This is a genomic window from Kitasatospora sp. NPDC101108, assembly GCF_055584725.1.
Genome location: NZ_JBVJLM010000016.1, coordinates 19,309 through 45,340, shown reverse-complemented (window position 1 = coordinate 45,340; position 26,032 = coordinate 19,309). Strand labels below are relative to the sequence as shown.

The 26,032-nt window shown below is 71.6% G+C and carries 28 protein-coding genes; 15 read left to right on the top strand and 13 right to left on the bottom strand.

Annotated features, from left to right (window positions below; all coding sequences use genetic code 11):
• Positions 1 to 109: 109 nt before the first annotated feature.
• From ACZ6Z8_RS28460 to ACZ6Z8_RS28450, 3 genes are all read right to left on the bottom strand, one after another.
• Complete coding sequence (locus tag ACZ6Z8_RS28460) at positions 110 to 490, bottom strand: hypothetical protein (protein WP_465612884.1); 381 nt, start codon at positions 488 to 490, stop codon at positions 110 to 112.
• A 149-nt stretch (positions 491 to 639) separates the two neighbouring features.
• Positions 640 to 909 (bottom strand): chaplin, encoded by a 270-nt coding sequence (locus tag ACZ6Z8_RS28455; RefSeq protein WP_465612883.1) that lies wholly within the window; start codon positions 907 to 909, stop codon positions 640 to 642.
• 110 nt (positions 910 to 1,019) lie between these two features.
• Positions 1,020 to 1,262: a chaplin gene (locus tag ACZ6Z8_RS28450; protein ID WP_465612882.1), complete on the bottom strand. Its 243-nt coding sequence runs from the start codon at positions 1,260 to 1,262 to the stop codon at positions 1,020 to 1,022.
• A gap of 567 nt (positions 1,263 to 1,829) precedes the next feature.
• On the opposite strand from ACZ6Z8_RS28450, the gene ACZ6Z8_RS28445 reads away from it, so the two are divergent.
• Together ACZ6Z8_RS28445 and ACZ6Z8_RS28440 are read left to right on the top strand one after the other, a co-directional pair.
• Positions 1,830 to 2,069: a chaplin gene (locus tag ACZ6Z8_RS28445; protein ID WP_465612881.1), complete on the top strand. Its 240-nt coding sequence runs from the start codon at positions 1,830 to 1,832 to the stop codon at positions 2,067 to 2,069.
• 241 nt (positions 2,070 to 2,310) lie between these two features.
• A complete protein-coding gene (locus ACZ6Z8_RS28440) occupies positions 2,311 to 3,981 on the top strand; it encodes an RICIN domain-containing protein (RefSeq protein WP_465612880.1) in 1,671 nt (556 codons plus the stop codon).
• A gap of 6 nt (positions 3,982 to 3,987) precedes the next feature.
• Here ACZ6Z8_RS28440 and ACZ6Z8_RS28435 read toward each other — a convergent pair whose 3' ends face one another.
• Positions 3,988 to 4,575 carry a DUF4291 domain-containing protein gene (locus ACZ6Z8_RS28435; protein WP_465612879.1) on the bottom strand — a complete coding sequence of 196 codons (588 nt, stop codon included), beginning with the start codon at positions 4,573 to 4,575 and terminating at the stop codon, positions 3,988 to 3,990.
• 156 nt (positions 4,576 to 4,731) lie between these two features.
• On the opposite strand from ACZ6Z8_RS28435, the gene ACZ6Z8_RS28430 reads away from it, so the two are divergent.
• The 3 genes from ACZ6Z8_RS28430 (at position 4,732) to ACZ6Z8_RS28420 (ending at position 8,129) form a co-directional block, all read left to right on the top strand.
• Positions 4,732 to 6,018 carry a glycosyltransferase family 39 protein gene (locus tag ACZ6Z8_RS28430; protein WP_465612878.1) on the top strand — a complete coding sequence of 429 codons (1,287 nt, stop codon included), beginning with the start codon at positions 4,732 to 4,734 and terminating at the stop codon, positions 6,016 to 6,018.
• Between the two features lie 61 nt (positions 6,019 to 6,079).
• Positions 6,080 to 6,568, top strand: a complete 489-nt coding sequence (locus tag ACZ6Z8_RS28425) for a MarR family winged helix-turn-helix transcriptional regulator (RefSeq protein ID WP_465612877.1) — start codon at positions 6,080 to 6,082, stop codon at positions 6,566 to 6,568.
• Between the two features lie 103 nt (positions 6,569 to 6,671).
• Positions 6,672 to 8,129: an MFS transporter gene (locus tag ACZ6Z8_RS28420; RefSeq protein WP_465612876.1), complete on the top strand. Its 1,458-nt coding sequence runs from the start codon at positions 6,672 to 6,674 to the stop codon at positions 8,127 to 8,129.
• A 3-nt stretch (positions 8,130 to 8,132) separates the two neighbouring features.
• On the opposite strand, the gene ACZ6Z8_RS28415 is transcribed toward ACZ6Z8_RS28420, so the two are convergent.
• Both ACZ6Z8_RS28415 and ACZ6Z8_RS28410 read right to left on the bottom strand, forming a co-directional pair.
• Positions 8,133 to 8,537: a hypothetical protein gene (locus ACZ6Z8_RS28415; RefSeq protein ID WP_465612875.1), complete on the bottom strand. Its 405-nt coding sequence runs from the start codon at positions 8,535 to 8,537 to the stop codon at positions 8,133 to 8,135.
• A 27-nt stretch (positions 8,538 to 8,564) separates the two neighbouring features.
• Positions 8,565 to 9,047, bottom strand: coding sequence for a hypothetical protein (locus ACZ6Z8_RS28410; RefSeq protein ID WP_405000695.1), 483 nt, complete (start codon positions 9,045 to 9,047; stop codon positions 8,565 to 8,567).
• A gap of 477 nt (positions 9,048 to 9,524) precedes the next feature.
• Between ACZ6Z8_RS28410 and hemL the strand changes: the two genes are divergently transcribed.
• The 7 genes from hemL (at position 9,525) to ACZ6Z8_RS28375 (ending at position 16,572) form a co-directional block, all read left to right on the top strand.
• Positions 9,525 to 10,853, top strand: coding sequence for a glutamate-1-semialdehyde 2,1-aminomutase (gene hemL / locus ACZ6Z8_RS28405; protein WP_402824318.1), 1,329 nt, complete (start codon positions 9,525 to 9,527; stop codon positions 10,851 to 10,853).
• Positions 10,854 to 10,905: 52 nt separating this feature from the next.
• Positions 10,906 to 11,556 carry a histidine phosphatase family protein gene (locus ACZ6Z8_RS28400; protein ID WP_465612963.1) on the top strand — a complete coding sequence of 217 codons (651 nt, stop codon included), beginning with the start codon at positions 10,906 to 10,908 and terminating at the stop codon, positions 11,554 to 11,556.
• 142 nt (positions 11,557 to 11,698) lie between these two features.
• The gene (locus ACZ6Z8_RS28395) at positions 11,699 to 12,310 is read left to right on the top strand and encodes a TlpA family protein disulfide reductase (RefSeq protein WP_465612874.1); all 612 of its coding nucleotides are present in this window, start codon (positions 11,699 to 11,701) and stop codon (positions 12,308 to 12,310) included.
• Positions 12,307 to 13,095: a cytochrome c biogenesis CcdA family protein gene (locus tag ACZ6Z8_RS28390; protein WP_402824324.1), complete on the top strand. Its 789-nt coding sequence runs from the start codon at positions 12,307 to 12,309 to the stop codon at positions 13,093 to 13,095. The genes ACZ6Z8_RS28395 and ACZ6Z8_RS28390 overlap by 4 nt, the downstream gene beginning before the upstream one ends.
• 2 nt (positions 13,096 to 13,097) lie before the next feature.
• Positions 13,098 to 14,912 (top strand): cytochrome c biogenesis protein ResB, encoded by a 1,815-nt coding sequence (resB, locus tag ACZ6Z8_RS28385; RefSeq protein WP_465612873.1) that lies wholly within the window; start codon positions 13,098 to 13,100, stop codon positions 14,910 to 14,912.
• A gap of 3 nt (positions 14,913 to 14,915) precedes the next feature.
• Complete coding sequence (gene ccsB, locus ACZ6Z8_RS28380; RefSeq protein WP_465612872.1) at positions 14,916 to 16,046, top strand: c-type cytochrome biogenesis protein CcsB; 1,131 nt, start codon at positions 14,916 to 14,918, stop codon at positions 16,044 to 16,046.
• A 121-nt stretch (positions 16,047 to 16,167) separates the two neighbouring features.
• A complete protein-coding gene (locus ACZ6Z8_RS28375) occupies positions 16,168 to 16,572 on the top strand; it encodes a hypothetical protein (RefSeq protein WP_030284256.1) in 405 nt (134 codons plus the stop codon).
• Positions 16,573 to 16,592: 20 nt separating this feature from the next.
• Here ACZ6Z8_RS28375 and ACZ6Z8_RS28370 read toward each other — a convergent pair whose 3' ends face one another.
• A complete protein-coding gene (locus tag ACZ6Z8_RS28370) occupies positions 16,593 to 17,657 on the bottom strand; it encodes a ScbA/BarX family gamma-butyrolactone biosynthesis protein (protein ID WP_465612871.1) in 1,065 nt (354 codons plus the stop codon).
• Between the two features lie 349 nt (positions 17,658 to 18,006).
• Here ACZ6Z8_RS28370 and ACZ6Z8_RS28365 point away from each other — a divergent pair, with 349 nt between their 5' ends.
• Positions 18,007 to 18,624 carry a ScbR family autoregulator-binding transcription factor gene (locus tag ACZ6Z8_RS28365; RefSeq protein WP_465612870.1) on the top strand — a complete coding sequence of 206 codons (618 nt, stop codon included), beginning with the start codon at positions 18,007 to 18,009 and terminating at the stop codon, positions 18,622 to 18,624.
• A gap of 13 nt (positions 18,625 to 18,637) precedes the next feature.
• On the opposite strand, the gene ACZ6Z8_RS28360 is transcribed toward ACZ6Z8_RS28365, so the two are convergent.
• From ACZ6Z8_RS28360 to ACZ6Z8_RS28345, 4 genes are all read right to left on the bottom strand, one after another.
• A complete protein-coding gene (locus ACZ6Z8_RS28360) occupies positions 18,638 to 19,249 on the bottom strand; it encodes a ScbR family autoregulator-binding transcription factor (protein ID WP_380412682.1) in 612 nt (203 codons plus the stop codon).
• Positions 19,250 to 19,475: 226 nt separating this feature from the next.
• Positions 19,476 to 19,685 carry an acyl-CoA carboxylase epsilon subunit gene (locus ACZ6Z8_RS28355; protein ID WP_465612869.1) on the bottom strand — a complete coding sequence of 70 codons (210 nt, stop codon included), beginning with the start codon at positions 19,683 to 19,685 and terminating at the stop codon, positions 19,476 to 19,478.
• Positions 19,686 to 19,768: 83 nt separating this feature from the next.
• Positions 19,769 to 21,370 (bottom strand): acyl-CoA carboxylase subunit beta, encoded by a 1,602-nt coding sequence (locus ACZ6Z8_RS28350; protein WP_465612868.1) that lies wholly within the window; start codon positions 21,368 to 21,370, stop codon positions 19,769 to 19,771.
• Positions 21,371 to 21,821: 451 nt separating this feature from the next.
• Complete coding sequence (locus tag ACZ6Z8_RS28345) at positions 21,822 to 22,262, bottom strand: PLD nuclease N-terminal domain-containing protein (RefSeq protein WP_465612867.1); 441 nt, start codon at positions 22,260 to 22,262, stop codon at positions 21,822 to 21,824.
• A gap of 94 nt (positions 22,263 to 22,356) precedes the next feature.
• On the opposite strand from ACZ6Z8_RS28345, the gene ACZ6Z8_RS28340 reads away from it, so the two are divergent.
• Together ACZ6Z8_RS28340 and mqnP are read left to right on the top strand one after the other, a co-directional pair.
• Entirely contained in the window at positions 22,357 to 23,814 is a 1,458-nt protein-coding gene (locus ACZ6Z8_RS28340) for a menaquinone biosynthesis decarboxylase (RefSeq protein ID WP_465612866.1), read from the top strand.
• Positions 23,811 to 24,707 carry a menaquinone biosynthesis prenyltransferase MqnP gene (gene mqnP / locus ACZ6Z8_RS28335; protein WP_465612865.1) on the top strand — a complete coding sequence of 299 codons (897 nt, stop codon included), beginning with the start codon at positions 23,811 to 23,813 and terminating at the stop codon, positions 24,705 to 24,707. The genes ACZ6Z8_RS28340 and mqnP overlap by 4 nt, the downstream gene beginning before the upstream one ends.
• Before the next feature lie 56 nt (positions 24,708 to 24,763).
• Here mqnP and gcvH read toward each other — a convergent pair whose 3' ends face one another.
• Positions 24,764 to 25,153 (bottom strand): glycine cleavage system protein GcvH, encoded by a 390-nt coding sequence (gene gcvH / locus ACZ6Z8_RS28330; RefSeq protein WP_465612864.1) that lies wholly within the window; start codon positions 25,151 to 25,153, stop codon positions 24,764 to 24,766.
• A 101-nt stretch (positions 25,154 to 25,254) separates the two neighbouring features.
• Positions 25,255 to 26,010, bottom strand: a complete 756-nt coding sequence (locus tag ACZ6Z8_RS28325) for an alpha/beta fold hydrolase (protein ID WP_465612863.1) — start codon at positions 26,008 to 26,010, stop codon at positions 25,255 to 25,257.
• Positions 26,011 to 26,032 lie beyond the last annotated feature (22 nt).

Sequence of the window (26,032 nt, the reverse complement as noted above, 5' to 3'; positions counted from 1 at the left end):
CCGGGGGGGTGGGGCGGGGGGGCCCGGTCTCGGGGCCGGCCCGGCCCGGGCCGGCCCCGGCCCCCCGGGTCCCCGGGGGGGGGGGCGGGGCCCCGCCGCGTCCGGCCGCTCAGCCCGGCAGGACGCCGGACAGCCCGCCGACCAGCGGGAGGTCCTTGACCCCGCCGCCCGCGCTCAGCGGACCGGTCAGCGTGCCGGTGCCGACCGGTGCCAGTCCCTGGTCCGGCTGGATGGTCGCGCCGTTGTTGAGCACGTCGGCCGAGGAGTTGGCCCACGGGTCCAGACGCAGGCTCTTGAGCGGCGCGACGCCGTAGCCGAGCCCGGTCGTCGTCCCGTTCAGCGCCTGCCCGACGTCGGTCCTCGCCAGCGAGGCCGGGCCCGTCGCGCTCTGGTGGCCCGGGGCGGTGGCGGCCTGCGCCGAACCGGCGCCGAGCAGCACCACCGCGCCCGCGGCGGCGGCCAGTCCGGCCCCGCCCTTCTTCGAAACCATGCGGATCACCCTTCGGTGGAGTGGGGCCCGGTCCGGCCGAACCCGGCAGGCGGGCCCTGAGGCCCCGGACGTCCGGTCCGGGGATGCCGAACTGCCCCCCGGCCGACTGGTCGGGGGGCAGGACGGCCGAGATGCGTGCCGATCGGGGATCAGCAGTCGTCCGCGGGCTTCGGGTGCGCCTCCACGTTGGCGCAGGTGTTGCCGAAGGCCGGGTTCAGCGCACCGATGATGTCGATGGTGTTGCCGCACAGGTTGACCGGGATGTGGATCGGCACCTGGATCTGGTTGCCGGAGACGACACCGGGGGATCCGGCGGCCACGCCCTCGGCGCCCGCGCTCGCGGCGGCGGAGCCCGCCGCACCCAGCACCAGGCCGGCGGCGGCGGCGGAGAGGACGGCGACCTTCTTCACGTTCTGCATGGGGGTTGATCTCCTCGATCACACACGGGTGGAGCGTGCGGCGCCCCGGCGTTGCGGGGCGCCGCACGGGCTCGGGTGAATCAGCTGTCGCCGGTGCGGCGACCGCGGGTTCAGCCGGCGTTGACGCAGGCGTTGCCGAAGGCCGGGTTCAGCAGGCCGATGATGTCGATGGTGTTGCCGCACAGGTTGATCGGGATGTGGATCGGCACCTGGAGCTGGTTGCCGGAGAGCACACCGGGGGAGCCGGCGGCCACGCCCTCGGCGCCCGCGCTGGCGAACGCGCCGCCGGCGGCACCGAGCACCAGACCGGTGGCGGCCAGCGACAGGACTGCGGCCTTCTTGATGTTGCGCATGATTTCCTCCGATTTCTGCCCGACGGAATTGAGGTGTCGGGAGTCGGGCGAGCAGGAATGCTCACCCGAAGGGTTCAGGGATTTCCGTGAATGTCACTCCGACGGCGCACACCGGCGTGTCCGCCCATGGCTCGGGCGTCGACGCAGCCGTCGCGTTTTTCCGGCGCCCCGCGAAAGGCCCCCGCACGGCCGGGGACGGTTCGGTTGGAGGCGCGACCAGGAATTCCCGGTCAGGCGTTCAGGCGGTGCCGCCCAACGCCGGGTTCTGGGGGGCCCGCCACGTCGACCGACTTGCCGGTGGCCTCGGTGCCGACGAGGCCGTGGGCGAGCTGCGCATGGGCGGTACTCGATTCCTGAGTAGGGCCGGGGTGGATCGTCTTCGTCAAGGAGAACGAGGCAGAGCGCGGAGGGAAACGGCCCGGCCGGCTGATCACCCGAATGCCGGTCACCCGAGCCGTGTTAGGCCGGACGGGTGACAGTGGAGGCGTCGTCGCAACCGGTCCGGACGGGTCTCGTTCTAGATGTCGCACTCCCCGTGCATCTCTGTTGAACAGTCAGGAGGCTCACATGAGCGTCAAGAAGACCGCCGCCGTCGGTGCGGCCGTGGTGGGCATCGTGGCCGCCGGCGCCGGCACCGCGATGGCCAGCGCCGGTGCCCAGGGTGTCGCCGCGGGTTCCCCCGGTGTCATCTCGGGCAACCAGATCCAGATCCCGGTGCACGTTCCGATCAACGCGTGCGGCAACTCGGTCAACATCGTCGGGCTGCTCAACCCGGCGTTCGGCAACCACTGCCTCAACGCGGGCTGATTCCACACCCGGTTCGGCCGGTGAGAGCCGCCGTTCCGCGCTTCCCTCCTGGGGCGCGGAGCGGCGGCTTTTCCGCGTCCGTACGGCGGACGCGGCGTCGGTTCCCGGTGTTGTCACGAGCCTTGTTGCACTACTTGTCAGTACCTACGATGTGAGACCTGCTCACCTTTCTGCACCTCTCCTGCTCCGCACCGCCCGGCACCCCCGGCCCGGCGGTTCCCGCCCCCGCAAGGAGTCGCGTGTGATCAGGTTCCGCACGTCCGTGGCGCGAAGGGTGCGAACGGGCTCGTCCCGGTCCGCCGCGCTGCTCGCCACCGGCGTCCTCGTCGCCACCCTCGGCCTGGCCGGTGCCCCCGCCGCCCTCGCCGACGGCGCCCCCGCGCCGGCCGCCACCCGCCCGGCCGCGATCGTCGCCCTCGGCGACAGCGCCATCTCCGGGGAGGGTGCCGGCACCGACACCGGCGACGGCTACTTCCCCGAGACCGACACCCCCACCAACTACTGCCACCGGCACCCCAAGTCGGAGATCTTCGTCACCGACATCCCCGGGGTCACCCCGATCGACCTCGCCTGCTCCGGCGCCCAGACCGGCGACCTGGTCAGCGACCCCGCGCTGGCCAGGATCACCGGCCCTGGCAGCGGAGACTTCGGCGAACCCAAGCAGGACGTCGAACTCGCCGACACGGCGGGCAAGTACGACGTCAAGATGGTCGTCGTCACGATCGGCGCCAACGACGACTTCGACTTCAGCGGCATCATGATGCACTGCCTGGCGCAGTACTTCCCGATCCCCAAGGACCAGGGCTGCCGGGACACCATCGGCAGCGACGAGATCCGGCAGCGGGCCCAGCGGGTCCGGCCCAAGGTCGTCGCCGCGCTGCAGAACATCCGGCAGACCATGCGCAAGGCGGGCTACGCCGACTCCTCGTACCAGCTGGTCTACCAGTCGTACTTCAACCCGATCACCCCGGACATCCGGCGCAACGACTACCTCGGCAAGATCACCGACGGCTGTCCGGCCTTCCCCGAGGACCTCGCCTGGGGACACAACTGGGTGGTCCCGACCTTCAGCGACGCGCTCCGCGGCGCGGCCGAACAGGTGCCCGGCGTGCGGTACCTGGACCAGCGGCGGGTCGCCTTCGGGCACGAGGTGTGCGCCGAGTGGACGACCTCCCCGTACGAGTACTCCAACGGGGACGTCATCAACCTCTCCGAGTGGGCCCGCAACGGCTGCGACTCCCAGATCGGCATCCCCGGGCTGTGCATGAACATGGTCCGCCAGTCGTACCACCTGCGGGTGGCCGGCTACCGCGGTGAGGGCGTCTGCCTCGGCCAGTTCTTCGCCAGGCCGGACCAGACCGAGGCGTACTGCACACTCAACCAGCAGAACACCACGTCGATCCAGCCGCTCACGCCCGGCAAGCCCTTCGGGGACGTCCCCGAGGACGGCTCCTGGTACCAGCTCACCAACGCCGCCACCGGAAACGCGCTCGACCTCTCCGGCGGCGGCGCCTACGGCGACTCCACCAACGGCCGGGCCGCCATCAGCTACCCGGCGGGCGGCGGGCTGAACCAGTCCTTCGTCCTGGAGGCCAAGTCCGGCGGCAGCTACGAGCTGGACTTCAGCGGCAACCGCGACATGTGCCTGGATGCCAACGCCGCCGCCACCGCCCCCGGCACCCGGATCCAGCAGTGGGGCTGCAACGGCGGCGCCAACCAGCACTGGGTGTTCAAGCCGGCCGGCAACGGCACCTACAAGATCGCCGACTCGGCGGACCCGACCAAGGTCCTGGCCACCGGCACCACCCTCGACGCCAAGGGCAACCCCTACGTCGAACTCGCCACCGACACCGGCGCCCCCGCCCAGCTCTGGCAGCTCACCAAGCTCGGCATCGTCTACGTCCACGGCTGACGTGACTCAGGCCGTCGCCGCCCCCAACCGGGCGGCGACGGCCGCACTCAACGGGTACGGCGTCTCGACCGGCAGCAGCCCCGGATCCCGCTCCCGCCGGATCCGCTCGGCCAACGCGGTGACGTCCGTGATCCGCCGGATCCACTCGTCCGCGTAGCGCCGCACCGCCTCGCCGCGCAGCCCGACCTGGATCGCCCGCCACTCCAGCGCGACGAGGTTCAGCCCGCGTTCCGGGTCCCACTGCACCCGCACCGGGCTCTGCCGCAGCTCCCGCTTCCACGCCGCCTGGGACTCGTGCACCCGCCGGGTGTAGGCGCTCAGCACGGCCCGCTCCAGCGCCCAGTCGAAACCCTCACGGCTGATCTCCAGCGCGAGCACCCGCTCCTGTCCGGGACTGCGGGCCCAGTCGCTGCGGTGCATCATCCAGAGGAACGAGGGCTTGATCCACGTCATCCGGTCCCGTTGGAACGCCTCCGGGAACCGTCCCTCGGCCGCGGCCGGTTCGGCGATCCGGGGCCCGAAGGCCTGGTAGACGGTGATCGTGTCGGCGGTGTGGAGCGCCCGGATCTGATGCTTCGGCGGCTGGAGCGGCATGGCCGCATCGTCGCTGCCGCCGGCGTCCACCCGCTACGGGTTTTCCGGGCCGGGCGGGGGAGGGCGGGCCCGGAAGGGCCGTGCCGTAGGCTCTCGGGAACGTCGTTGCGCCGGAGCCGCGCGCACCATGAGCGGGGCGGGGAGTACCCAGAGCAGATGAGCACGGCATCGAGCACCGAGTCGTCCAGCACTGAGCCGTCCAGCACCGAGCCGGTGGCGGCGGACGGGGAGCGTCCCGAGGAGCGGACGGGCCGTGCGCCCGGGCGGTTCGGGGTGCTGGTGGACCGCTTCGCGCCCGCGCTCGGCGCGTACGCGGTGGTCAAGGCGATCGGGCTGACCGTCTTCCTGGTGCTGCTGGAGCACACCGGCGACTACCTGAAGAAGCAGGTCGGCCGCGGCGGCGGCGCCCACGCCTGGGACGTGCTGGGCACCTGGGACGGCATCTGGTACCAGCGGATCGCCGAGAACGGGTACGACCCGCAGCTGATCCCGCTGCACGGCTTCCCGCTCGCCACCTACTACGAGAACTCCGCCGCCTTCTTCCCGCTCTACCCCTGGCTGATGCGGCTGGTCGGCGCGGTGACCGGACTCGGCCCGTACGGCTCCGGGATCGTCGTCTCGGTGCTGGCCTCGCTGGTCGCCGCGGCCGGGATCTTCGCGATCGCCGAGCGGCTGGCCGGCTTCCGGGCGGGGGTGATCGCCGCGGTGGTCTGGGGCCTGTTCCCGGGCTCCGGTGTGGAGTGGGCGGTCTACTCGGACTCGCTGTTCGTCGCGCTGTCCGCCTGGGCCTGCTACTGCGTGATGACCCGTCGCTGGATCGCCGCGGGCCTGCTGGCCCTGGTCGCGGGCCTCAACCGGCCGACCGCCGCCGCGCTGATCGCCGCGGTCTCGATCGCCGCGCTGGTCGCGCTGGTCCGCCGCACCGACGGGGTGGCCCGCCCGCTGACCGCGATGCTGATCACCCCGTGGGGACTGATCGGCTACGTCGCCTGGGTCGGCTGGCGGATGGGTGACTGGGGCGGTTACTTCAAGCTCCAGCGCGGCGCCTGGAACCGCTACTTCGACTTCGGCGCCTCCACGCTGCGCACGATCATGGACGTGATCACCGGCCACTGGGACTTCTGGCAGTCCAACCCCGTCCCGGACCTGATCGCCATCGCGCTGCTGATCGCCCTGCCGGGCCTGCTGGTGCTGCTCCGGCAGGCCCGCCCCCCGCTGGTGCTGTGGGTGTACACCGCGCTGACCATCTTCACCGCGCTGAGCAGCAACCAGATCTTCGGCAACATCTCGCGCTACCTGCTGCCGGCCTTCCCGCTGTTCATCGGCCTGGCGGTGGCGCTGCGCCGGGTGCGGACCTCCTCGCTGGTCGGGATGTTCGCGATGCCGGTGATCGCGGCGGGCTGGTACGCCGGCTATGCGCTGTTCGAGTTGGGTATCCCGTAACCCAGGTTGGTTGACTACGGGATCATCCGGCAGCAGACGGGCCGTTGCTAACCTCGGACGCATGACGACGACCCCGCCCGTGCGCCAGATCTGCGACATCTCCGGCCTGCTGGACCACGCGAGCCACGTGCTGGCGACCCGGATGGCGGCGGCCTTCACCGAGCTCGGGATCACCCCCCGCGCGTACTGCGTGCTGTTCCACGCGCAGGAGGCCGAGCGCACCCAGATCCAGCTGGCCGAGCTGTCGGACCTGGACAAGACCACCATGGTGGTCACCGTCGACGAGCTGGAGAAGGCGGGCCTGGCCGAGCGCCGCCCGTCCGCCACCGACCGCCGGGCCCGGATCATCTCGGTCACCGAGGCGGGGGAGCGGGCCGTCGTACAGGGCACCGCGATCGCCGACCGGGTCCACCGCGAGCTGCTGGAGTCGCTGCCGCAGCCGGAGCGGGAGGTCTTCGTCTCCGCCCTGACCCGACTGGTGGACGGGCACCTGGCGGAACCGGTCGAGAGCGAACGCACCGTCCGTCGTGCCCGTCGTCCCCGGGGCTGACGCCGCGCCGTGCCCCGGGCCAAGGTTCTCCCGAGATAGATAGTCCCGAACAAAACAATCTGATAGCTTCCTTCCCGGTACTCGACGAACCGGGAGAATCGCCATGACCACGCACGCCCCGGCCGCGCCGGACACAGCGCCGGCGGCCCCAGCCCGCCCCCGCGCACTGGCCCTCGCGGTGCTCTGCGCCAGCATGCTGATGATCGTCCTGGACGGCTCGATCGTCACCGTGGCGCTGCCCGCCATCCAGGACGACCTGCACTTCTCGCCCGCCGACCTCACCTGGACGGTCAACGCCTACCTGATCGCCTTCGGCGGGCTGCTGCTGCTCGCCGGCCGGCTCGGCGACCTGATCGGCCGCAAGCGCGTCTTCGTCGCCGGACTCGCCCTCTTCACCGCCGCCTCGCTGCTCTGCGCCGTCGCCACCGGGCAGGGGATGCTGATCGCCGCCCGCTTCCTCCAGGGCGTCGGCGGGGCGATGGCCTCGGCGGTCAGCCTCGGCATGGTCGTCACGCTCTTCCCCGAGCCCGGCGAGCGCGGCCGCGCGATCGGCGCGTTCAGCTTCGTCGGCGCGGCCGGCGCCTCGATCGGCCAGGTCCTCGGCGGGGTCCTCACCCAGGCCCTCAGCTGGCACTGGATCTTCCTGATCAACCTGCCGCTCGGCCTCGCCGCCGTCCTGCTGGCCGTCCGGGTGCTGGCGCCCGACCACGGCCCGGGTCTGCGGGCCGGCGCCGACGCCCTGGGCGCCGCGCTGATCACCGCCGCCCTGATGCTCGGCATCTACACCATCGTCGGCACCGGCGCCCACGGCTGGACCTCGGCCCGCACCCTCGGGCTCGGCGTGCTCTCGCTCGTCCTGCTGGCCGCCTTCCTGCTCCGCCAGACCCGGGCCGCCCAGCCCCTGCTGCCGCTGCGGATGTTCCGCTCCCGCAACGTCTCGGGCGCCAACGCGGTACAGCTCCTGACCATCTCCGGGATGTTCGCCTTCCAGATCCTGGTCGCCCTCTACCTGCAGCAGGTCCTCGGCTACGGCGCCGCCGCCACCGGCCTGGCGATGCTGCCCGCCGCGGTCGCCATCGGCGCGGTGTCGCTGCTGCTCTCCGCGCGGCTGGGCGCCCGGTTCGGCGAGCGGGCGGTGCTGCTCGCGGGCCTCGCGATGCTGGTCGTCGCGCTCGGTCTGCTGGCCCGGCTGCCGGCCGACGCCGACTACCCCGTCCACCTGCTGCCGACCATGCTGCTGATCGGCGGCGGCGGGCTGGTGCTGTCCGCGCTCGCGGTGCTCGGGATGTCCGGAGCCGGGCCGGAGGACGCGGGCACCGCCTCGGGACTGTTCAACACCACCCAGCAGGTCGGCGGCGCGCTCGGTGTCGCGGTGCTCACCACCCTCGCCGACGGCCGTACCGGAGCCCTGGCCGCCGCCGGGCAGCCCGTGGCCGAGGCGCTCACCGGCGGCTTCCGGCTCGCCTTCACGGTGGCCGCCGGGCTGCTCGCGGTGGCGCTCGTGCTCGCGGCGGCGGTGCTCCGGCCGACCGTCAACTCCACTGGCGGCGCAGGTGATTGACCCTCAGCCGGAGCAGTAGTGGTGGCGGTGGTGGGTGTAGTCGCCGTCCTCCCCCGCGCTGACGGTCTGGAGCGCGACGACGACCACCAGGACCGGCAGCAGGGCCACCAGCAGGCCGTGCAGGAAGCCCACGCGCACCAACGACCGCCGCCGGAACGCGGCCACCACGATCCAGACGGCCCAACAGGTCGCGAGCGCGCCCAGTGCCACGCCCGTCCAGCCGAGCGGCAGGATGTACCCCGGGGCGCCGTCGCTGTCCTGGCACTTGCTCAACAAGCGCTGGACGCCGCGGACTTCGTCGGCCGACCACCAGGTGCAGGCCAGTCCGACGCCCATGAGCAGCAGTGGAAGGACGGCCTCGAACCGGCCGCGGGAGGGTGCTCCCGCGGCCGGTGCTGCGTACGGCATGAAGTTTTCCCCCGTGGTGTTCCCCTGTTACGGCCAGACGAGGCAGTACAGCTGGTGCCCGGCCTCGTGCAGCCGGTTCGCGAAGTCCTGCCATTCGTGCAGCATCGTATAGATCACGAAGGCGTCGCGCGGACCGCGGCGGTCGGGGACGGTGGACCAGATGAAGGCGGCGGCGCCGAGTTCGGTCTCGTCCGCCTTGCGGAGCGGCTCGACCACGTTGTGGGGGAGTTGGACGACGGCGTAGTCGGGGTGCAGCACGACGAGTTCCAGCGGCGGCACCTGGTGCAGCGGGACGCCCTGGATGCCGGTGAGGACCATGGCGCTCATGGTCTCCGGCTTGATCTTGGTGGAGAGGTGGCCGGTGGGGGAGCCGCTGGTCTCCATCAGGTCGCCGAGCCGCCCCAGCGAGCCGAGTTCACCGGCGTCCAGGCCGAGCCCGCCCGGACCGAGGGCGGTGGGGACTCTGGCGGCGGTCGCGCGGTCCGGTGCGCCGAAGTACTTGTAGGTCACCCCCACGCGTCCCTCACCCCGCCTCTCGCCGCCGCGACGACCACGACCCGTACCCGCTCCCGTACCCCCGCGTGCGGTTTCGGCGGGCCTGCGGGAGCCACCCGCCGCCTCGTCGAAGCCGTCCTGCGCCTCGGACACTCGGACCATCCTCACCGGAATTCGCCGGAATCGACAGACCCCCGCACGCCCGGTGCCCACCGGACGCGCTCTTACCCGTCATGCGCCGCCGTGCCTACTCGCGGGCCGTACCCACTCGCGGCACACAGCAGTCCTCTCCACACCCCTGTACACAACCGGAGCGCTCGCGCACTCTGTGCACACAGTCTGACTGGTCCGTGCTCCGGAACAGCCAGCGGCCCCGCCGTGCACGACCGCCACGGACAACCGTCACGGACAACCGTACAGACAACGGTGCCCGGATCATCGTTCCAGATGATCGGGCCGGACATGCAGAGCTCAAGGACACGATTTGAGACCATGTCTCCCGTGAGCTACCCCTACGAAGCCCCCCAGTCCCAGTCGCTGTTCGATCGCGCCTCCGTGGTCACGCCCGGCGGCGTCAACTCCCCGGTGCGCGCCTTCCGCGCGGTCGGCGGCACGCCGCGCTTCATGGTGTCCGGCACCGGCCCCTACCTCACCGACGCCGACGGCCGTGAATACGTCGACCTGGTGTGCTCGTGGGGTCCGATGATCCTCGGCCACGCGAACCCCGCCGTGATCGACGCCGTCCAGCGGGCCGTCGCCCTCGGCACCTCCTTCGGCACGCCCGGCCAGGGCGAGGTCGAACTCGCCGAGGAGATCGTCGCCCGGGTCGCCCCGGTCGAGCAGGTCCGCCTGGTCTCCTCCGGCACCGAGGCCACCATGTCCGCGATCCGGCTCGCCCGCGGCTTCACCGGCCGGGCGAAGGTGGTCAAGTTCGCCGGCTGCTACCACGGTCACGTGGACGCGCTGCTGGCCGCCGCCGGTTCCGGCGTGGCCACCTTCGGGCTGCCGGACACCCCGGGCGTCACCGGCGCCCAGGCCGGCGACACCATCGTGCTGCCGTACAACGACCTGGCCGCCGTCGAGCAGGCCTTCGCCGCCCACCCGGGCGAGATCGCCTGCGTGATCACCGAGGCCTCGCCCGGCAACATGGGCGTCGTCCCGCCGCTGCCCGGCTTCAACGCGGGCCTGGCCCGCCTCTGCCGGGACAACGGCGCGCTGTTCATCTCCGACGAGGTGATGACCGGCTTCCGCGTCTCCAAGGCCGGCTGGTACGGCCTGGAGGCGGCGAACGAGGGCTGGGCGCCGGACCTGCTGACCTTCGGCAAGGTCATGGGCGGCGGCTTCCCGGCCGCGGCCTTCGGCGGCCGCGCCGACGTGATGGCCCACCTGGCCCCGGCCGGCCCGGTCTACCAGGCGGGCACCCTGTCCGGGAACCCGGTCGCCACCGCGGCCGGCCTGGCCCAGCTGCGCGGCTGCACCGACGAGGTGTACGCGACGGTGGACCGGGTCTCCGCCGAGATCTCCGGCCTGGTCTCCGAGGCGCTCACCAAGGAGGGCGTGGCGCACCGGCTGCAGACCGCTGGGAACATGTTCTCGGTGTTCTTCACCGAGGCCGCGGTCACCAACTACGACGAGGCCAGGACTCAGGAGGCGTACCGTTTCACCGCCTTCTTCCACGCGATGCTGGCCGAGGGCGTCTACCTGCCGCCGTCCGCCTTCGAGTCCTGGTTCGTCTCGGCGAGCCACGACGAGCGGGCGATCGAGCGGATCGCCGCCGCCCTGCCGGCCGCCGCCCGTGCCGCTGCCGCCGCAACGGCCTGAGTCCAGGAGTAGTCGAGAAGTGAGCGCCAAAGAGATCACCGTCGTCCACGTGATGCGCCACGGTGAGGTGCACAACCCGGAGGGCGTCCTGTACGGGCGGCTGCCGGACTACCACCTGTCCGAACTGGGCCGGCAGATGGCCGACCGGGTCGCCGAGGACCTGGCCGACCGGGACATCACCCACGTGGTGGCCTCCCCGCTGGAGCGGGCCCAGGAGACCGCCGCGCCGATCGCCAAGGCGCACGGCCTGGACGTCGCGGTGGACGAGCGGCTGATCGAGGCGGAGAACATCTTCGAGGGCAAGACCTTCGGCGTCGGCGACGGCTCGCTGCGGAACCCGGGCTACTGGAAGTACCTCACCAACCCGTTCAAGCCCTCCTGGGGGGAGCCGTACCTCGACCAGGCGGTGCGGATGATGGGCGCGCTCGGCGCCGCCCGGGACGCCGCCCGCGGGCACGAGGCGGTCTGCGTCAGCCACCAGCTGCCGATCTGGATCCTCCGCTCCTTCGTCGAGCGCCGCCGGCTCTGGCACGACCCGCGCAACCGGCAGTGCTCGCTGGCCTCGCTGACCAGCTTCACCTTCGAGGGCGACAAGATCGTCTCGGTCGGCTACCGCGAGCCGGCCCGCGACCTGCTGCCCGCGCACCTGATCGGCAAGGGCCGCAAGGGCGACAAGCCGGTGGGCAGGAGCTTCGGCGCCTGAGGCCCGTAAGCGGTGCGTAAGTATGACTTCGGGTCACCTGGCGAGCGCCGGGTGACCCGAAGTCTTCGCAGGTCAGAGCGGGTGCGACGCGCAAGGGAGGACCCCCCCGAACCCGTCCGGAACTCCATGCGAAACTTTTCACATGTCTGCCATGACGCGCCCCCGTCCCCGTGTCGCCGCAGCCGCCGCCACAGTCGCCGCCGCTGCGCTCGTCCTCACCGGCTGTTCCTCCTCGGGCTCGTCGAGCAGCGAAGGCCAGGTCGGCTTCGTCACCGTCAAGGGGACCAACCTGTCCAAGGCCGAGGCGGGCAAGCGCGGGGACGCGCCGGACATCTCGGGGGAGACCCTGGAGGGCAACCAGGTCAAGCTCTCGGACTACCGGGGCAAGGTCGTGGTGCTGAACGTGTGGGGCTCCTGGTGCGGGCCGTGCCGGGCCGAGGCGAAGAACCTCCAGGCCGTCGCGGACGAGTACAAGGACAAGGGCGTCCAGTTCCTGGGCATCAACACCCGGGACACCGACAAGACCAACGCCGTCCGCTTCGAGCAGGAGCAGGGCGTCGGCTTCCCGAGCATCTTCGACCCGGCGGGCACCCAGCTGCTCAAGTTCCCCAAGGGCAGCCTCAACCCGCAGTCCATCCCGACCACCCTGGTCGTCGACCGTGACGGCAAGCTGGCCGCCCGAGCCGTCGGCGGGACGACCCAGGAGGCGCTGGAGTCGATCGTCCAGCCGGTGGTGGCGGAGCAGCAGCAGTGAGTGCGCCGCTCCAGCCGGCCGGCCTCCCGCTGGCGGACACCTTCACCACCGTGCAGAGCGGTGCGCTGCTGGCCGCGGCGCCGATCGCGCTGGCGGCCGGGCTGGTCTCCTTCTTCTCGCCCTGCGTGCTGCCGCTGGTGCCCGGCTACCTGTCCTACGTGACCGGCTTCTCCGCCGCCGACCTCGCCGACGCCCGCGGTACCAGGCGCGGCCGGATGCTGCTCGGGGCGACGCTGTTCATCCTCGGCTTCACCGTGGTCTTCGTCTCCGGCGGGGCGCTGTTCGGCCAGTTCGGCAACACCCTCCAGGAGCACAAGCGGGTCATCTCGATCGTGCTCGGCTCGCTCACCGTGGTGATGGGCCTGGCCTTCATGGGCCTCGTCCCCGGCCTGAGCATGCGCGAGGTGCGCTCGCACCGCCGCCCGGCCGTCGGACTGCTCGGCGCGCCGCTGCTGGGCATGGTGTTCGGCGTGGGCTGGACGCCCTGCATCGGCCCGACCCTGGCCGCCGTCCAGACCCTGTCCCTGAACCAGGCGGACGCGGCGCGCGGGGCCCTGCTGATGACCTTCTACTGCCTGGGCCTCGGCGTACCGTTCATCGTGGCCGCGCTGGCGTTCCGCCGGGCGCTGGGCGCCTTCGGGTGGGTCAAGCGGCACTACCCGCTCGTCATGCGGATCGGTGGCGGCATGCTCGTCGCGGTCGGTCTGCTGCTCGTCACCGGGATCTGGGATTCCTGGATGAGCGAACTGCAGTCCTGGACCGCCGACTCCCAGATCGGAATCTGACCGTGAGCAAGACCACGACCGATACCGAGCTGCCCCCGGCGCCTGACGACGACGGCGCCGCGGAGCGGCTGAGCACCGCGCCGGTCGAGTCCGAGGGGCCGACCGGCATAGGGGCGTTCGGCTGGGCGCGCTGGATGTGGCGCCAGCTGACCTCGATGCGGGTCGCCCTGATCCTGCTGTTCCTGCTGTCGCTGGCCGCCATCCCGGGCTCGCTGATCCCGCAGAACGGCCAGAACCAGTTCAAGGTGCAGACCTGGAAGGCGCAGCACACCGCGGTCGCGCCGATCTACGAGAAGCTCCAGCTGTTCGACGTCTACAGCTCGGTCTGGTTCTCCGCGATCTACATCCTGCTGTTCGTCTCGCTGGCCGGCTGCATCGTCCCGCGCACCTGGCAGTTCGTCGGCGTGCTGCGCTCCCAGCCGCCGGCCGCGCCGCGCAACCTGACCCGGATGCCGGTGTACGCGGCCTGGCGCACCGGGGCGGACGCGGAGCAGGTGAACGCCGCCGCCCACCGGCTGCTGCGCAAGCGCGGCTTCCGCGCCGACCTGTCCGGCGGCTCGGTGGCCGCCGAGAAGGGCTACCTGCGCGAGGTCGGCAACCTGCTGTTCCACCTGTCGCTGTTCGCGCTGCTCGGCGGCTTCGCCTGGGCCAGCCTGGCCTCCGGCACCGGCGGCAAGCTGATGGTCGAGGGCCAGGGCTACTCCAACACCATCACCCAGCTCGACGACTTCACCGGCACCCGGTTCTACGGGAACCAGGACCTCGACCCCTTCTACCTGAAGCTCGACGACTTCACCTCGAAGTTCCAGAACACCGGTGACCAGATGGGCGCCGCCCGCCAGTTCACCGCGAACGTCGAGTACTACCAGGGCAGCGACGACTCGAAGCTGAAGAAGGGCACGATCGAGGTCAACCACCCGCTGGAGATCGGCGGCAGCAAGGTCTACCTGATCGGCCACGGCTACGCCCCGGTGATCACCGTGAAGAACGGCAAGGGCGACGTGGTCTACCACGACGTCGTGCCGTTCCTGCCGCAGGACGCCAACCTGACCTCGACCGGCGTGGTGAAGGTGTCCGACTACGGCGTCGGCCCGGACGGCAACAGGACCCAGCTGGGCTTCTCCGGCTTCTTCCTGCCGACCGCCCCGCTGAGCTTCGCCGGTACCGGCCCGATCTCGCTGTTCCCCGGCGACGCGGCCCCGGAGCTGGTGCTGAACGCCTTCTCCGGCGATCTCGGCACCGACTCCGGCCTGCCGCAGAACATCTACCAGCTGAACACCTCCAGGCTGACCCAGCTGCAGCAGGACGGCCAGCCGGCCAAGGCCCTGCTCAAGCCCGGCCAGGGCTGGGACCTGCCGAACGGCTACGGCAGCGTCACCTTCGAGGGCTACAAGCAGTGGGCGAGCTTCAACGTCTCGCACCGCCCCGGCAACGCGATCGCGCTGACCGGCGCCGTGCTGGCGATCCTCGGCCTGATCGGCTCGCTGTTCATCCAGCGCCGCCGGATCTGGGTGCGGGCGGTGGCCCTGCCGGGCGGCGGCACCCAGGTGGAGCTGGCCGGCCTGGCCCGCAGCGAGTCGGCGAAGATCGCCGAGGAGCTGGCCGAGCTCGCGGTGGACCTCCAGGACGACGCCCCGGCGTCGGAGGAGGACGAGGACGGAACCTCGGAAGCCGAAGCCGAAGCCGGAACCGAAGCCGAAGCCGGAACCGAAGCCGACGCCGGGGCTGCGGCCGGGGCCGAGGAAGCAGGACCCGACGACCCCGGGGCCGAGGCCTCAGACCCCGCAGTCCCCGCCGACCAGAACTCCAAGGAGTAGACGGTGCATCTCGCCTCGGGAGTCGACCCACAGCTGGCCGACCTCTCAAACAAGCTGATCTATTCGGCGATGGCGGTCTACACGATCGCCATGTTCGCCCACATGTTCGAGTGGACGTTCGGCAGCAAGGGCGCAGTCGCCGTCCGCTCCAAGGAGCAGTCGGGCAACCTGGCCGAGACCGTCGCCGCCGCGGAGACCAAGGCCGCGAAGAAGGTCACCGTCACCGTGGCCGGGGCGAAGGGCGGCACCACCACGCTCACCCGCACGGTCCTGGCGGGCGAGGGCGCGACCGTGGTCACCGGCGGCCGCGGCGAGGAGGACGTGGACGGCCCGGGCGCGGCCGGCACCAGCGAGAAGGCCGACCTGGCCGGCCGCATCGCGATCTCGCTCACCGTCCTGGCGCTGCTGCTGCACGGCGGCGGCATCGTCGCCCGCGGCCTCTCGGTCTCCCGCTGGCCGTGGGGCAACATGTACGAGTTCTCCTGCGCCTTCGCCTTCGCGATGACGGCCGCGTACGTGGCCCTGCTGGCCGCGCGCAAGAACGTCCGCTGGCTCGGCCTGCCGGTCACCGTCGCGGTGCTGCTCACGCTCGGCATCGCGACCCAGGTGCTGTACACCGACTCCGAGCAGCTCGTCCCCGCGCTGCACTCGTACTGGCTGGCGATCCACGTCTCCACCGCGATCTTCTGCGGCGGCGCCTTCTACGCGGCGTTCATCGCCACCCTGCTGTACCTCGGCAAGGACTCCTTCGACAAGCGGATGGCGGCCGGCCTGACCACCGGCCCGCTGGGCACCTCGCCGTCGATCTGGCGCCGGCTGCCCGCCGCGTCCACCTTCGACAAGCTGTCCTACCGGATCAACGCCCTGGTCTTCCCGCTGTGGACGTTCACCATCATCGCGGGCGCGATCTGGGCCGAGGCCGCCTGGGGCAAGTACTGGGAGTGGGACCCGAAGGAGACCTGGTCGTTCATCACCTGGGTCGCCTACGCCTGCTACCTGCACGCCCGCGCGACGGCCGGCTGGAAGGGCCGCAAGGCCGCGTACCTGGCGCTGGCAGCCTTCGCCTGCTGGCTCTTCAACTACTACGGCGTGAACATCTTCGTCACCGGCAAGCACTCCTACGCGGGGATCTGACCGGGGCGGCGCACCGACCGGCCCGGCTTTCCGCAGGAGGTGGCCGGGCCGAGGTGCAACAGGGGTAGTTCGTGCCGGCCGTCCGTGCCGGTACGGGGAGGAACGAGGAGGAAATCGCGCAATGGAGTGCGACGAGGTCATGCTGACCGTCCGAATCACCGCCGCCGAGCAGCTGCTGCTCCGACGGCTCGCCCAGGGACACCGGAGCGACGTGTCCGAAGTGGTGGCCGACGCTCTGCTGGACATCATCCCCACGCTCAGCGCACCGGGGGACGCCTACCGGCTGCTGAGCGCCCTCGCGACGCCGGCGCCGTGCGCGCTGACCGTCTGGCTGCCGACCGCGCTGGCCGACCTGCTGGTGCCCGGCGCGGCCCGGATCGCCCAGATCACCGACGTCCGGATCGAGTCGGCCAGCGCCGCCCTGGGCGCGGCGCTGCGGCTCTGGCTGGCCCAGGACCCGGTCCGGCTGGCGGCCAACCTCAGCGTGATGCACGCCGGTCGGCCGGCCACCCTGGTGGCCGCCTGACGGGGACCGTTCCGGCCGGCTCAGCTGGCCAGCGGCAGCAGGCCCGGAACGGCGGGGCGGTCCTCGAAGGCGTCCCGCGGGACCGGCACCCGCGGACCGTCGACCGGCTCGGTGAGCAGCCGGCACTCGGCCGCCGTCCGCCCGTCCTGGAGCAACCGCACCTGGACGGGGGTGCGGCGGCCGTCCGGTGTCCGCTCGCGGACGGCCCGGACGAAGCAGGGCCGGTCCAGCTCGATGTAGCGGTCGAAGGAGGTCACCAGCTCGACCGGCACCACCGGCTCGGGGTGGTGCAGCCGCTGGGCGGCCTGCCGGGCGGCCTCCAGCACCAGCATCCCGGGCACGTGGTCCAGCTCGTGGTCGAACAGCACCGGGTGCCCGGCGTCGGCGCGCAGCAGCCAGGTGTCCGGCCGCAGGGTCGGGCCGAGCACCACGTCCGCGGGCTGGGCCCGGCCGACGAGTTCGGGCGCGGCGGGCTCCGGCGGCAGCGGCGGGGTGCCGACGCCCCGGCCGGGGCCGCGCAGCCGCTCGTACGAGGCGGGGGTGACCACCCGCAGCTGGCCGGAGCCGTGGCCGATGGTCAGGCCGTCCCGGGTGATCTCGGCGTGCACCCGCAGCGAGGCGAGCCGGCCGTGCCGCATCCGGACGTCCTGGCAGCCGACGGCGAGCATCAGCGAGGCCGGGCCGGCGGTGACGGCGAGGCCGGGCAGGCCCGCCTCGCCGAGCGCGTAGCCGAGGTCCTCCATGACGAAGTGGTGGTCGCGCGGCACCCCGAAGCCGGCGTGGCCGATCAGCAGCCCGGCCTGCCGGACGGTCTCGGCCATCAGCACCGGGTCGTGGTAGCGGTCGCCGGGCAGCCGGTAGAAGCCGTGCAGCCGGGGCCACTGGGCGCCGAGCAGGAAGTCGTACGGGCCGGTGGCCTGCCAGCCGGTGAGGAAGACCTCGGAGACCGAGGCGCGGTGCACCAGGTGCCGGGAGACGGTCCGGTCGTGGAAGTCGTAGCCGGTGCCCGGGGCCGTGTTCGGGCGTACGCCGGAGCCGGGGTGGGCGTACGGGCCGTGGACGCCCGGCTCTACGATCAATGGCATGACTGGCCCCAGCTCCAGGGTCTCGGTCGAGCGGCCGCCACGGACGCCCCACAGCAAAACATACATACCACCCGGTTTGTGTTCTGCGGCCGGGGGTAGATCCGCCGCAGTGCCCGGATCCGCCACGCTACCGGGCTCCTGGTCTGCGGTGATGCCCGAAACGGCGAGGCCAGACCTTGGACGGGGGGCGGTCCCCGCTGGACGGCGGGGTCGACACAGGCGCTAGATTAGATACCAACCATGCGGTTTCGGCAGGCGCCGTCCGCATGCGAGGCGCCGCCACCGACCGAGGGCGCCGACAGCAGCCGGGTGGGGCGGGGAGCGCGACCGGCGGAGTCCGGAGGGATCAGTGGTCAAGCAGGAACGCGCGGGGCGGACCCGGCAGGCCGTGCTGCTCGCGGCGGCGGACACCTTCGCGCAGGTCGGGTTCGAGGCCGCCAGCCTGGTCGACATCAGTCGCCGGGCCGGGGTGAGCAAGGGCGCCCTCTACTTCCACTTCGTCTCCAAGCAGGCCCTGGCCGACGGAGTGCGGGCCGCCGCCGGGCGGGAGATCGGCACGGCCGCGCTGCGCGCCCTGCGCGCCGAGGGCCGGGCCGTCCAGGGGCTGATCGACCTCTCGCACGAGCTGGCCCGGCTGCTGCGCGAGGACGTGGTGGTGCGGGCGGGCGTCCGGCTCGGCCGCCAGGGGCCGCGACCGGACGGCCGCGGCTCCGGGCCGGACACCACCTGGCGCGGCCTCACCGCCGTCGTCCACCGCCTGCTGGACCGCGCCGACGGGGCCGGCGAGCTGCGTCCGGGGGCGGACCGGCGCGCCTGCGCCGAGCTGCTCACCACGGTGGTGGCGGGTCAGGTGCTGCTGGCCGCGGACCGGGTCGGGCGCCCGGCCCCGGAGGCCGTCCGGCGGCTCTGGACGGCCGCGCTGCCGGCCCTGGTGGGGCCGGAGGACTGCGCGCGCTATCGGGTCTGAGCGGCGGACGCGGTCAGCGGCGTTCGGCGACGCTGAGCCGGGCGAGCGCGTGGGGCTGGACCAGCCCCGGCAGCAGCAGGGTCCACAGGTCGGCCATCCGCTGGATCAGGTCCTGCCGGTCGGCCAGCACCTGGGAGCTCAGCTGGATCCCGGTCACCGCGCCGGTGATCACCCCGGAGGCCGCCACCAGGTCGACCCCCGGGTGGAGGTCCCCGGCCTCCCGGGCGCGCTCCAGCAGCTCGCGGACCAGGTCCATCCAGCCCTGGTAGGCGGCGATCTGCGGCTGGGTGAAGCTGCCGTGCTCGATCGTCAGCCGGATGCTGCCGCGCACCAGCGGGTCCTCCTGGAGCGCGCGGGCGAACGCGTACCCGAGGTCGATCAGGGTCTGCACCGGGCTGTCCGAGGACGGCACCCAGGAGGCGATCCAGGCGCCCTGGCCCTCGATCACGGCGAGCGCCAGCTCCTCCTTGGAGTGGAAGTGGAAGTACAGCGCGCCCTTGGTGACGCCGGCCCGGTCCAGGATCTCGGCCATCGTGGCGGCGGCGTAGCCCCGCTCGTCGAACACCTCGGCGGCCGCGAGGAGCACCGCCTGGCGGGTAGCCAGCGCGCGGGCCTGCCTGGCCATCGCAGCCTCCCTGGAAAGTTCTGTACCTCGGCAGCGGCCGATCCTATGGGGGCCGAAGGGGCGACGGGAGCGAACCGTCCGGTAGGTATCCTACCGAGCCGCTCCGTGCCCGATCGGATGGGTGCGAACGGTGCGCAGCCGCCCGGGACCGGCGCCGGAGGCCGGAACGGCCCGACGGCCGGTCACCCGGATGGGGTGACCGGCCGTCGGGGGAAGCCCGGAACCGTCAGGCGGCCTGCTGCCAGCTGACCGGCGAGTAGTAGGCCGGGCGGCGCTCCAGCCGCTGCCAGTTGGCGATCGGCTCGATCTGCGTGGTGGCCGCGGTCTGCTGGGCGACGGCCGCGCGGGCCGCCAGAACGGCGGTCAGGGCGGCGAGTTCCTCGTCGGAGAGGCTGCCGCGGACGATGCGGACGAGGGGTTCGGCGGAAGCGGTCATGTCCTGGTTTCTCCCCCGGTTGATGGTGCTGCGGTGTGTGGTGGTGCTCGATAGGGCCCGGCCTGCTGCTGCGAACCGCGCCGTTACATCGGCGGGTTGCCGTGCTTGCGGCTCGGCAGGTCGGCGTGCTTGGTGCGGAGCATGGCCAGGGCGGAGGCGATCACCTGGCGCGTCTCGGCCGGGTCGATGACGTCGTCCACGAGGCCGCGCTCGGCCGCGTAGTACGGGTGCATCAGCTCGTTCTTGTATTCCTTGATCTTCTGGGCCCGCATGGCGTCAGGGTCCTCGGCGGCGTTGATCTCGCGGCGGAAGATGACGTTGGCGGCGCCCTCGGCACCCATCACCGCGATCTCGTTGGTCGGCCAGGCGTAGGACAGGTCCGCGCCGATGGAGCGGGAGTCCATCACGATGTACGCGCCGCCGTAGGCCTTGCGCAGGATCAGCGAGATGCGCGGCACGGTGGCGTTGCAGTACGCGTACAGCAGCTTGGCGCCGTGGCGGATGATGCCGCCGTGCTCCTGGTCGACGCCGGGCAGGAAGCCGGGGACGTCCAGCAGGGTGACCAGCGGGATGTTGAAGGCGTCGCACATCTGGACGAAGCGCGCGGCCTTCTCGCTGGCGTTGATGTCCAGCACACCGGCCAGCGACTGCGGCTGGTTGGCGATGATGCCGGTGACGTGGCCGTCGACCCGGGCCAGCACGCACAGCACGTTGGTCGCCCAGCGCTCGTGGACCTCCAGGTACTCGCCGTGGTCGACGATCTCCTCGATCACCTTGCGCATGTCGTACGGGCGGTTGCCGTCGGCGGGCACCAGGTCCAGCAGGCTGTCGTTGCGGCGCTCGACCGGGTCGTCGCTGACCACGGACGGCGGCATCTCGCGGTTGTTCTGCGGCAGCAGCGACAGGAGGTAGCGGACCTCCTCGATGCAGGACTGCTCGTCGTCGTAGACGAAGTGCGAGACGCCCGAGACGCCGGCGTGCACGTCGGCGCCGCCCAGGCCGTTCTGGCTGATCTTCTCGCCGGTCACGGCCTGGACCACGTCCGGGCCGGTGATGAACATCTGCGAGGTCTCGCGGACCATGAAGACGAAGTCGGTCAGCGCAGGGGAGTACGCGGCGCCGCCGGCGCACGGGCCGAGCATGACGGAGATCTGCGGGATGACGCCCGAGGCCTTGGTGTTGCGCTGGAAGATGCCGCCGTAACCGGCCAGGGCGGTGACGCCCTCCTGGATGCGGGCGCCGGCGCCGTCGTTCAGCGAGACCAGCGGGGCGCCGGCCGCGATGGCCATGTCCATGATCTTGTGGATCTTCTGCGCGTGGGCCTCGCCCAGGGCGCCGCCGAAGATCCGGAAGTCGTGCGCGTAGGTGAACACGGTGCGCCCGTGCACGGTGCCCCAGCCGACGATCACGCCGTCGGTGTGCGGCTTCTTGGCCTCCAGGCCGAAGCCCTGGGCACGGTGCCGGCGCAGCGGCTCGACCTCGCGGAAGGAGCCCTCGTCCAGCAGCAGCTCGATGCGCTCGCGGGCGGTCAGCTTGCCCTTCGCGTGCTGGGCCTCCGTGGCCTTCTCGCTGGGGCCGCGACGCACCTTCTCGCGGAGCTCGTGGAGCTCGGCGACCCGCCCCTTGGCGTCGACCGGGATCTCGGGGACCTCGTCGCCGACCGGCGCCTCATGCACAACCGTCATCTCGAACCACTCCAAGGGTGAGGGAACTGTCCGACAGCCAACGTCTGCTCGGCCCCCAGCTGCGAATCAACTTCTTCACTTATGACTGTACGAGGGGCCGTGCGCTGGTTTCGGCGTCGATTCCGTACAAGGTCGAGTTCGTTTAGCTGTGAGGCCTGTACAGAAGCTGCCGGGTCGGGGCGGGTGCGCTCGGTGGCCGTTCGAATACTGCGGGTGGTCGGGCGGATGATGGTCCGATGATCTGAGAACCAAGAAAAGCGCAGGTCAGGGCTGTCTCGCCGCACTGTAGAACGGCAGTCTGGAGTCCGGCTAAAGGGCCGCTCGACCAGGACGCCGGGAACGGACCGATTCGTGCCGGAGGGTCCCCAGTCGTAGGGAAGCGCCAAAAACACCGCAGCCCACCCGCAATCGGCCGGGTGGGCTGTCCGGGGGAGCGGGAGGACCGCTCCGATCAGCTCTTTCGCCCGTCCTCGGGCTCGTCCCCGCCGCGCAGCTCGCGCTCCCGGCGGCGCAGATCGGCCTCCCACTGCTTGAGCATGTCCTCGTGATCCTTGTCGTTCCCCTTCAACGACCCGTTCCCGAGGGACGCGAGGAACTCCGGATCGTCGTCCGGCGCGAGCGGACGGCCGCCCCGCGCGGCGCCGTACCCCGCCCGGCCCTCGGCGGCCGACTGCCCCGGCCGCCCGTCCGGCGCGCCGGACGGCAGGAAGCCGCGCCGCTTGCCGGCCACCAGCCAGGCGATCGGGCCGAGCGGCGGGAAGAGCAGCACCACGATCAGCCAGACCGGCTTCGGCAGGTGCTTCACCTCGTCCTCGGGCGTCACCAGACAGTCGACGAACGCCCACACCCACAGCGCGAGCGGCAGGACGATGGTCAGAAGAATCCTCAGCACGGCTGCGATCTCCCCCCGTCGAGGGCGGTAGCGGCGGGCGCCTTCCCGGGCCCTTGACGCAAGCCAGGCTATCGGGTGGCGGATACTGACAGGCATGGCATACGACGATCTCCGCTCGTTTCTCCGGGCCCTCGACCGCGAGGGCGACCTCAGGCGCATCAAGGCGGAGGTGGACCCCCACCTGGAGATCGGCGAGATCGTCGATCGCGTGCAGAAGGCCAAGGGCCCGGCGCTGTTGTTCGAGAACGTCAAGGGCTCGTCGATGCCGCTCGCGATGAACGTCTTCGGCACCGAACGGCGCCTCGCCAAGTCGCTCGGCCTCAAGGGCCCGGAGGACATCTCCGAGAAGATCGCCGGCCTGCTCAAGCCGGAGCTGCCGCAGGGCTTCACCGGCTTCCGGGACGCCTTCGGCAAGCTCGCCTCGATGGCGCACGTCCCGCCCCGGCACGTGAAGTCCGGCGACGCCCCGGTCCAGGAGGTCGTGCTCACCGGCGACGACGTCAACCTGGACGAGCTGCCCGCCCTCTTCACCTGGCCGCTGGACGGCGGCTCCTTCTTCAACCTGGGCCTGACCCACACCAAGGACCCGGACACCGGCATCCGCAACCTCGGCCTCTACCGGCTCCAGCGGCACGACCGCCGCACCATCGGGATGCACTGGCAGATCCACAAGGACAGCCGCAACCACTACGCGGTCGCGGCGAAGCGCGGCGAGCGGCTCCCGGTCGCGATCGCCTTCGGCTGCCCGCCGGCCGTCACCTACGCGGCCACCGCGCCGCTGCCCGGCGACATCGACGAGTACCTGTTCGCCGGGTTCATCGCTGGCGAGCGGGTGCGGATGGTCGACTGCAAGACCGTCCCGCTGCAGGTCCCGGCCGACGCCGAGGTCGTCCTGGAGGGCTGGCTGGAGCCCGGCGAGATGCTCCCCGAGGGCCCGTTCGGCGACCACACCGGCTTCTACACCCCGCAGGAGCCCTTCCCGGCGCTGACGATCGACTGCGTGACGATGCGCCGCCGTCCGATCCTGCAGTCCATCGTGGTCGGCCGCCCGCCGACGGAGGACGGCCCGCTGGGCAAGTTCACCGAGCGGTTCTTCCTTCCGCTGCTGAAGATCATCATCCCGGACATCGTCGACTACGACCTGCCCGAGGCCGGCGGCTTCCACAACTGCGTGATCGTCTCGATCGACAAGAAGTACCCCAAGCACGCCCAGAAGACGATGCACGCGATCTGGGGCGCCCACATGATGTCGCTCACCAAGCTGATCATCGTGGTGGACTCCGACTGCGACGTCCACGACTACCAGGAGGTCGCCTGGCGGGCGTTCGGGAACGTCGACTACAGCCGCGACCTCACCGTGGTCGAAGGCCCGGTCGACCACCTCGACCACGCCTCCTACCAGCAGTTCTGGGGCGGCAAGGCGGGCATCGACGCGACCCGCAAGCTCCCCGAGGAGGGCTACACCCGGGACGGCGGCTGGCCGGAGATGGTCTCCTCGGACCCGGCCACGGCCGCCCTGGTCTCGCGTCGCTGGAAGGAGTACGGACTGTGAGCACGGCCGCGGTGGAAACCCCCGGGCGCACGAGAGCGTTCCTGCGCCTGGTGATGATCGAGCACTCGGTCTTCGCCCTGCCCTTCGCCTACATCGCCGCGCTGACCGCCATGTTCCTGGCCGACAGGCGGGTGCACTGGGGCGAGCTGTTCATCGTCACCGTCTGCATGGTCGGTCTGCGCACCTTCGCGATGGCCGCCAACCGGATCATCGACCGCGAGCTCGACGCCCGGAACCCGCGTACGGCCGGGCGCGAACTGGTCACCGGTGCCGTGTCGTTGAAGACCGCGTACGTCGGGTCGGCGGTCGCCCTGGTGGTGTTCCTCGGCGCGGCGGCGATGCTCAACCCGCTCTGCCTGGCCCTCGCCCCGGTGGCCGTGGTGCCCATGGTCGTCTACCCGTACGGCAAGCGGTTCACCAACTTCCCGCAGGCCATCCTGGGCCTGGCCCAGGCCATGGGCCCGGTGGGCGCCTGGCTCGCGGTGACCGGCAGCTGGTCCTGGGACGCCGTGGTGCTGGGCGTCGCGGTCGGCATCTGGATCGGCGGCTTCGACCTGATCTACGCCTGCCAGGACGTCGAGTCCGACCGGGAGACCGGCGTCGGCTCCCCGCCGGCCCGCTTCGGCGTCCCGGCGGCGATCCGGGGCGCCCGGGTCTGCCACGTCCTCACCACCCTGCTGCTCGGCTGGTTCGCGGTCCTCACCCACGCCGGCCCGGCGTTCTGGACCGGCCTGCTGGTCGTCGCCGGCGCCTTCGTCTACGAGCACACCATCGTCCGCCCCAACGACCTGTCCAGGCTCAACCGGGCCTTCTTCCAGACCAACAGCTTCGTCGGCATCTCGCTGTTCTTCTTCGCCCTGGTCGACCTGCTCGTCCGCGGCCTCGGCGTCTGACCCGGGCGGCGCCCGCCGGGACTCCGGCGGGCGCCGCGTCGCGTCCGAGGGCCGGGTTACTCGTCCTTGAGGTAGGCCTGGTACTCGGCCGCGGTGAGCAGCCCCTTCTGCTCGTCGGCGCCGGCGAGCGTCAGCTCGATCATCCAACCGTCGCCGTACGGATCGCCGTTGATGTCCTCGGGGTTGTCGTTCAGGTCCTCGTTCACCCTGGCGACCGTTCCGGACAGCGGGGCGTAGAGCTCGCTCACCGACTTGACCGACTCCACCGTGCCGAACGGTTGGCCGAGATCGAACTTGGCCTTCTCCTTGGGGAGTTCGACGAAGACGATGTCGCCGAGCTGCTTCTGCGCGTAGTCGGTGATGCCCACCCGGGCTGTCTTTCCCTGCAGCAGGACCCACTCGTGGTCCTTGGTGTACTTGAGGTCCGTGGGGATGTCGGCGGGCATGGCTTCCTCTTTCGCTCAGGCGGCTGACCAGTACGGGGAGGAGCCTGCTACACATCCCCGCTCCCGAGCGTGAACTCACCCGAACGAGTGAAGCCTGCGCGTCAGTTGTGCAGGAAGGACTCCAGCGACGACGCCAGGGCGACCGGCGCCTCGTACATCGGGTAGTGCCCGCTGCCGCCGAGCTCCTCCAGCTCCGCGTTGGGGTAGTGCTCCAGCCAGGTGCCCCGCATGACGTCGGCGGTCAGGGCGAGGTCGTGCTCGCCGACGATCACCTTGACCGGTACCGGGTTCCCGCTGATCCGGCGCTCCAGGTCGGCCGTCGCCCAGTCCCGGACGTACCCGCCGAAGGCCTCGGCGTTCGACAGCCGCAGCGACTGGTCGACCATCCGTTCCAGCCAGACCCGGCCGGCCCGCTGGCCGGTGACCAGGTCGAGGATCGCGTACCGCTTCTCCCGGTCCTCGGCGGCGCCGTAGAACAGCGCCTCCCCGGCCTCGTCCAGGGGGTAGGCCCCGGCCGGGACCGGCGCCAGGCCGACCAGCTTGCGCACCCGCAGCGGCGCCTCGGCGAGGACCTGCTGGGCCGCCTTGCCGCCCATCGAGTGGCCGACCAACGAGAACCGGTCCCAGCCGAGCTGGTCGGCGAGGGCGAGGGCGTCGTCGGCGATCTCGGCGAGGGTGTACGCGCCGGTGACGTCCTTGCGCTCGCCGTAGCCGCGGTAGTCGAGGAAGGCGTAGCTGAAGGCCCTGCCGTCGAGGTAGTCGAGGAAGGGCCCCCAGCCCGCGCTGGTGCCGAACCAGTCGTGCAGGACGAGGACGTGGTGGTGGCCGGTGCCGGTCACGCGGTGAGGGATCGTCATGCCGGTGGTCGTTCCCCGGAAA

What these genes read in the sequence shown, in the direction of transcription:
- ACZ6Z8_RS28460 (WP_465612884.1), bottom strand. Translation starts at nt 490, where the DNA reads ATGGTTTCGAAGAAGGGCGGGGCCGGACTGGCCGCCGCCGCGGGCGCG.
- ACZ6Z8_RS28455 (WP_465612883.1), bottom strand. Translation starts at nt 909, where the DNA reads ATGCAGAACGTGAAGAAGGTCGCCGTCCTCTCCGCCGCCGCCGCCGGC.
- ACZ6Z8_RS28450 (WP_465612882.1), bottom strand. Translation starts at nt 1,262, where the DNA reads ATGCGCAACATCAAGAAGGCCGCAGTCCTGTCGCTGGCCGCCACCGGT.
- ACZ6Z8_RS28445 (WP_465612881.1), top strand. Translation starts at nt 1,830, where the DNA reads ATGAGCGTCAAGAAGACCGCCGCCGTCGGTGCGGCCGTGGTGGGCATC.
- ACZ6Z8_RS28435 (WP_465612879.1), bottom strand. Translation starts at nt 4,575, where the DNA reads ATGCCGCTCCAGCCGCCGAAGCATCAGATCCGGGCGCTCCACACCGCC.
- ACZ6Z8_RS28430 (WP_465612878.1), top strand. Translation starts at nt 4,732, where the DNA reads ATGAGCACGGCATCGAGCACCGAGTCGTCCAGCACTGAGCCGTCCAGC.
- ACZ6Z8_RS28425 (WP_465612877.1), top strand. Translation starts at nt 6,080, where the DNA reads ATGACGACGACCCCGCCCGTGCGCCAGATCTGCGACATCTCCGGCCTG.
- ACZ6Z8_RS28420 (WP_465612876.1), top strand. Translation starts at nt 6,672, where the DNA reads ATGACCACGCACGCCCCGGCCGCGCCGGACACAGCGCCGGCGGCCCCA.
- ACZ6Z8_RS28415 (WP_465612875.1), bottom strand. Translation starts at nt 8,537, where the DNA reads ATGCCGTACGCAGCACCGGCCGCGGGAGCACCCTCCCGCGGCCGGTTC.
- hemL (WP_402824318.1), top strand. Translation starts at nt 9,525, where the DNA reads ATGTCTCCCGTGAGCTACCCCTACGAAGCCCCCCAGTCCCAGTCGCTG.
- ACZ6Z8_RS28400 (WP_465612963.1), top strand. Translation starts at nt 10,906, where the DNA reads ATGCGCCACGGTGAGGTGCACAACCCGGAGGGCGTCCTGTACGGGCGG.
- ACZ6Z8_RS28395 (WP_465612874.1), top strand. Translation starts at nt 11,699, where the DNA reads ATGTCTGCCATGACGCGCCCCCGTCCCCGTGTCGCCGCAGCCGCCGCC.
- ACZ6Z8_RS28375 (WP_030284256.1), top strand. Translation starts at nt 16,168, where the DNA reads ATGGAGTGCGACGAGGTCATGCTGACCGTCCGAATCACCGCCGCCGAG.
- ACZ6Z8_RS28370 (WP_465612871.1), bottom strand. Translation starts at nt 17,657, where the DNA reads ATGCCATTGATCGTAGAGCCGGGCGTCCACGGCCCGTACGCCCACCCC.
- ACZ6Z8_RS28360 (WP_380412682.1), bottom strand. Translation starts at nt 19,249, where the DNA reads ATGGCCAGGCAGGCCCGCGCGCTGGCTACCCGCCAGGCGGTGCTCCTC.
- ACZ6Z8_RS28355 (WP_465612869.1), bottom strand. Translation starts at nt 19,685, where the DNA reads ATGACCGCTTCCGCCGAACCCCTCGTCCGCATCGTCCGCGGCAGCCTC.
- ACZ6Z8_RS28350 (WP_465612868.1), bottom strand. Translation starts at nt 21,370, where the DNA reads ATGACGGTTGTGCATGAGGCGCCGGTCGGCGACGAGGTCCCCGAGATC.
- ACZ6Z8_RS28340 (WP_465612866.1), top strand. Translation starts at nt 22,357, where the DNA reads ATGGCATACGACGATCTCCGCTCGTTTCTCCGGGCCCTCGACCGCGAG.
- gcvH (WP_465612864.1), bottom strand. Translation starts at nt 25,153, where the DNA reads ATGCCCGCCGACATCCCCACGGACCTCAAGTACACCAAGGACCACGAG.
- ACZ6Z8_RS28325 (WP_465612863.1), bottom strand. Translation starts at nt 26,010, where the DNA reads ATGACGATCCCTCACCGCGTGACCGGCACCGGCCACCACCACGTCCTC.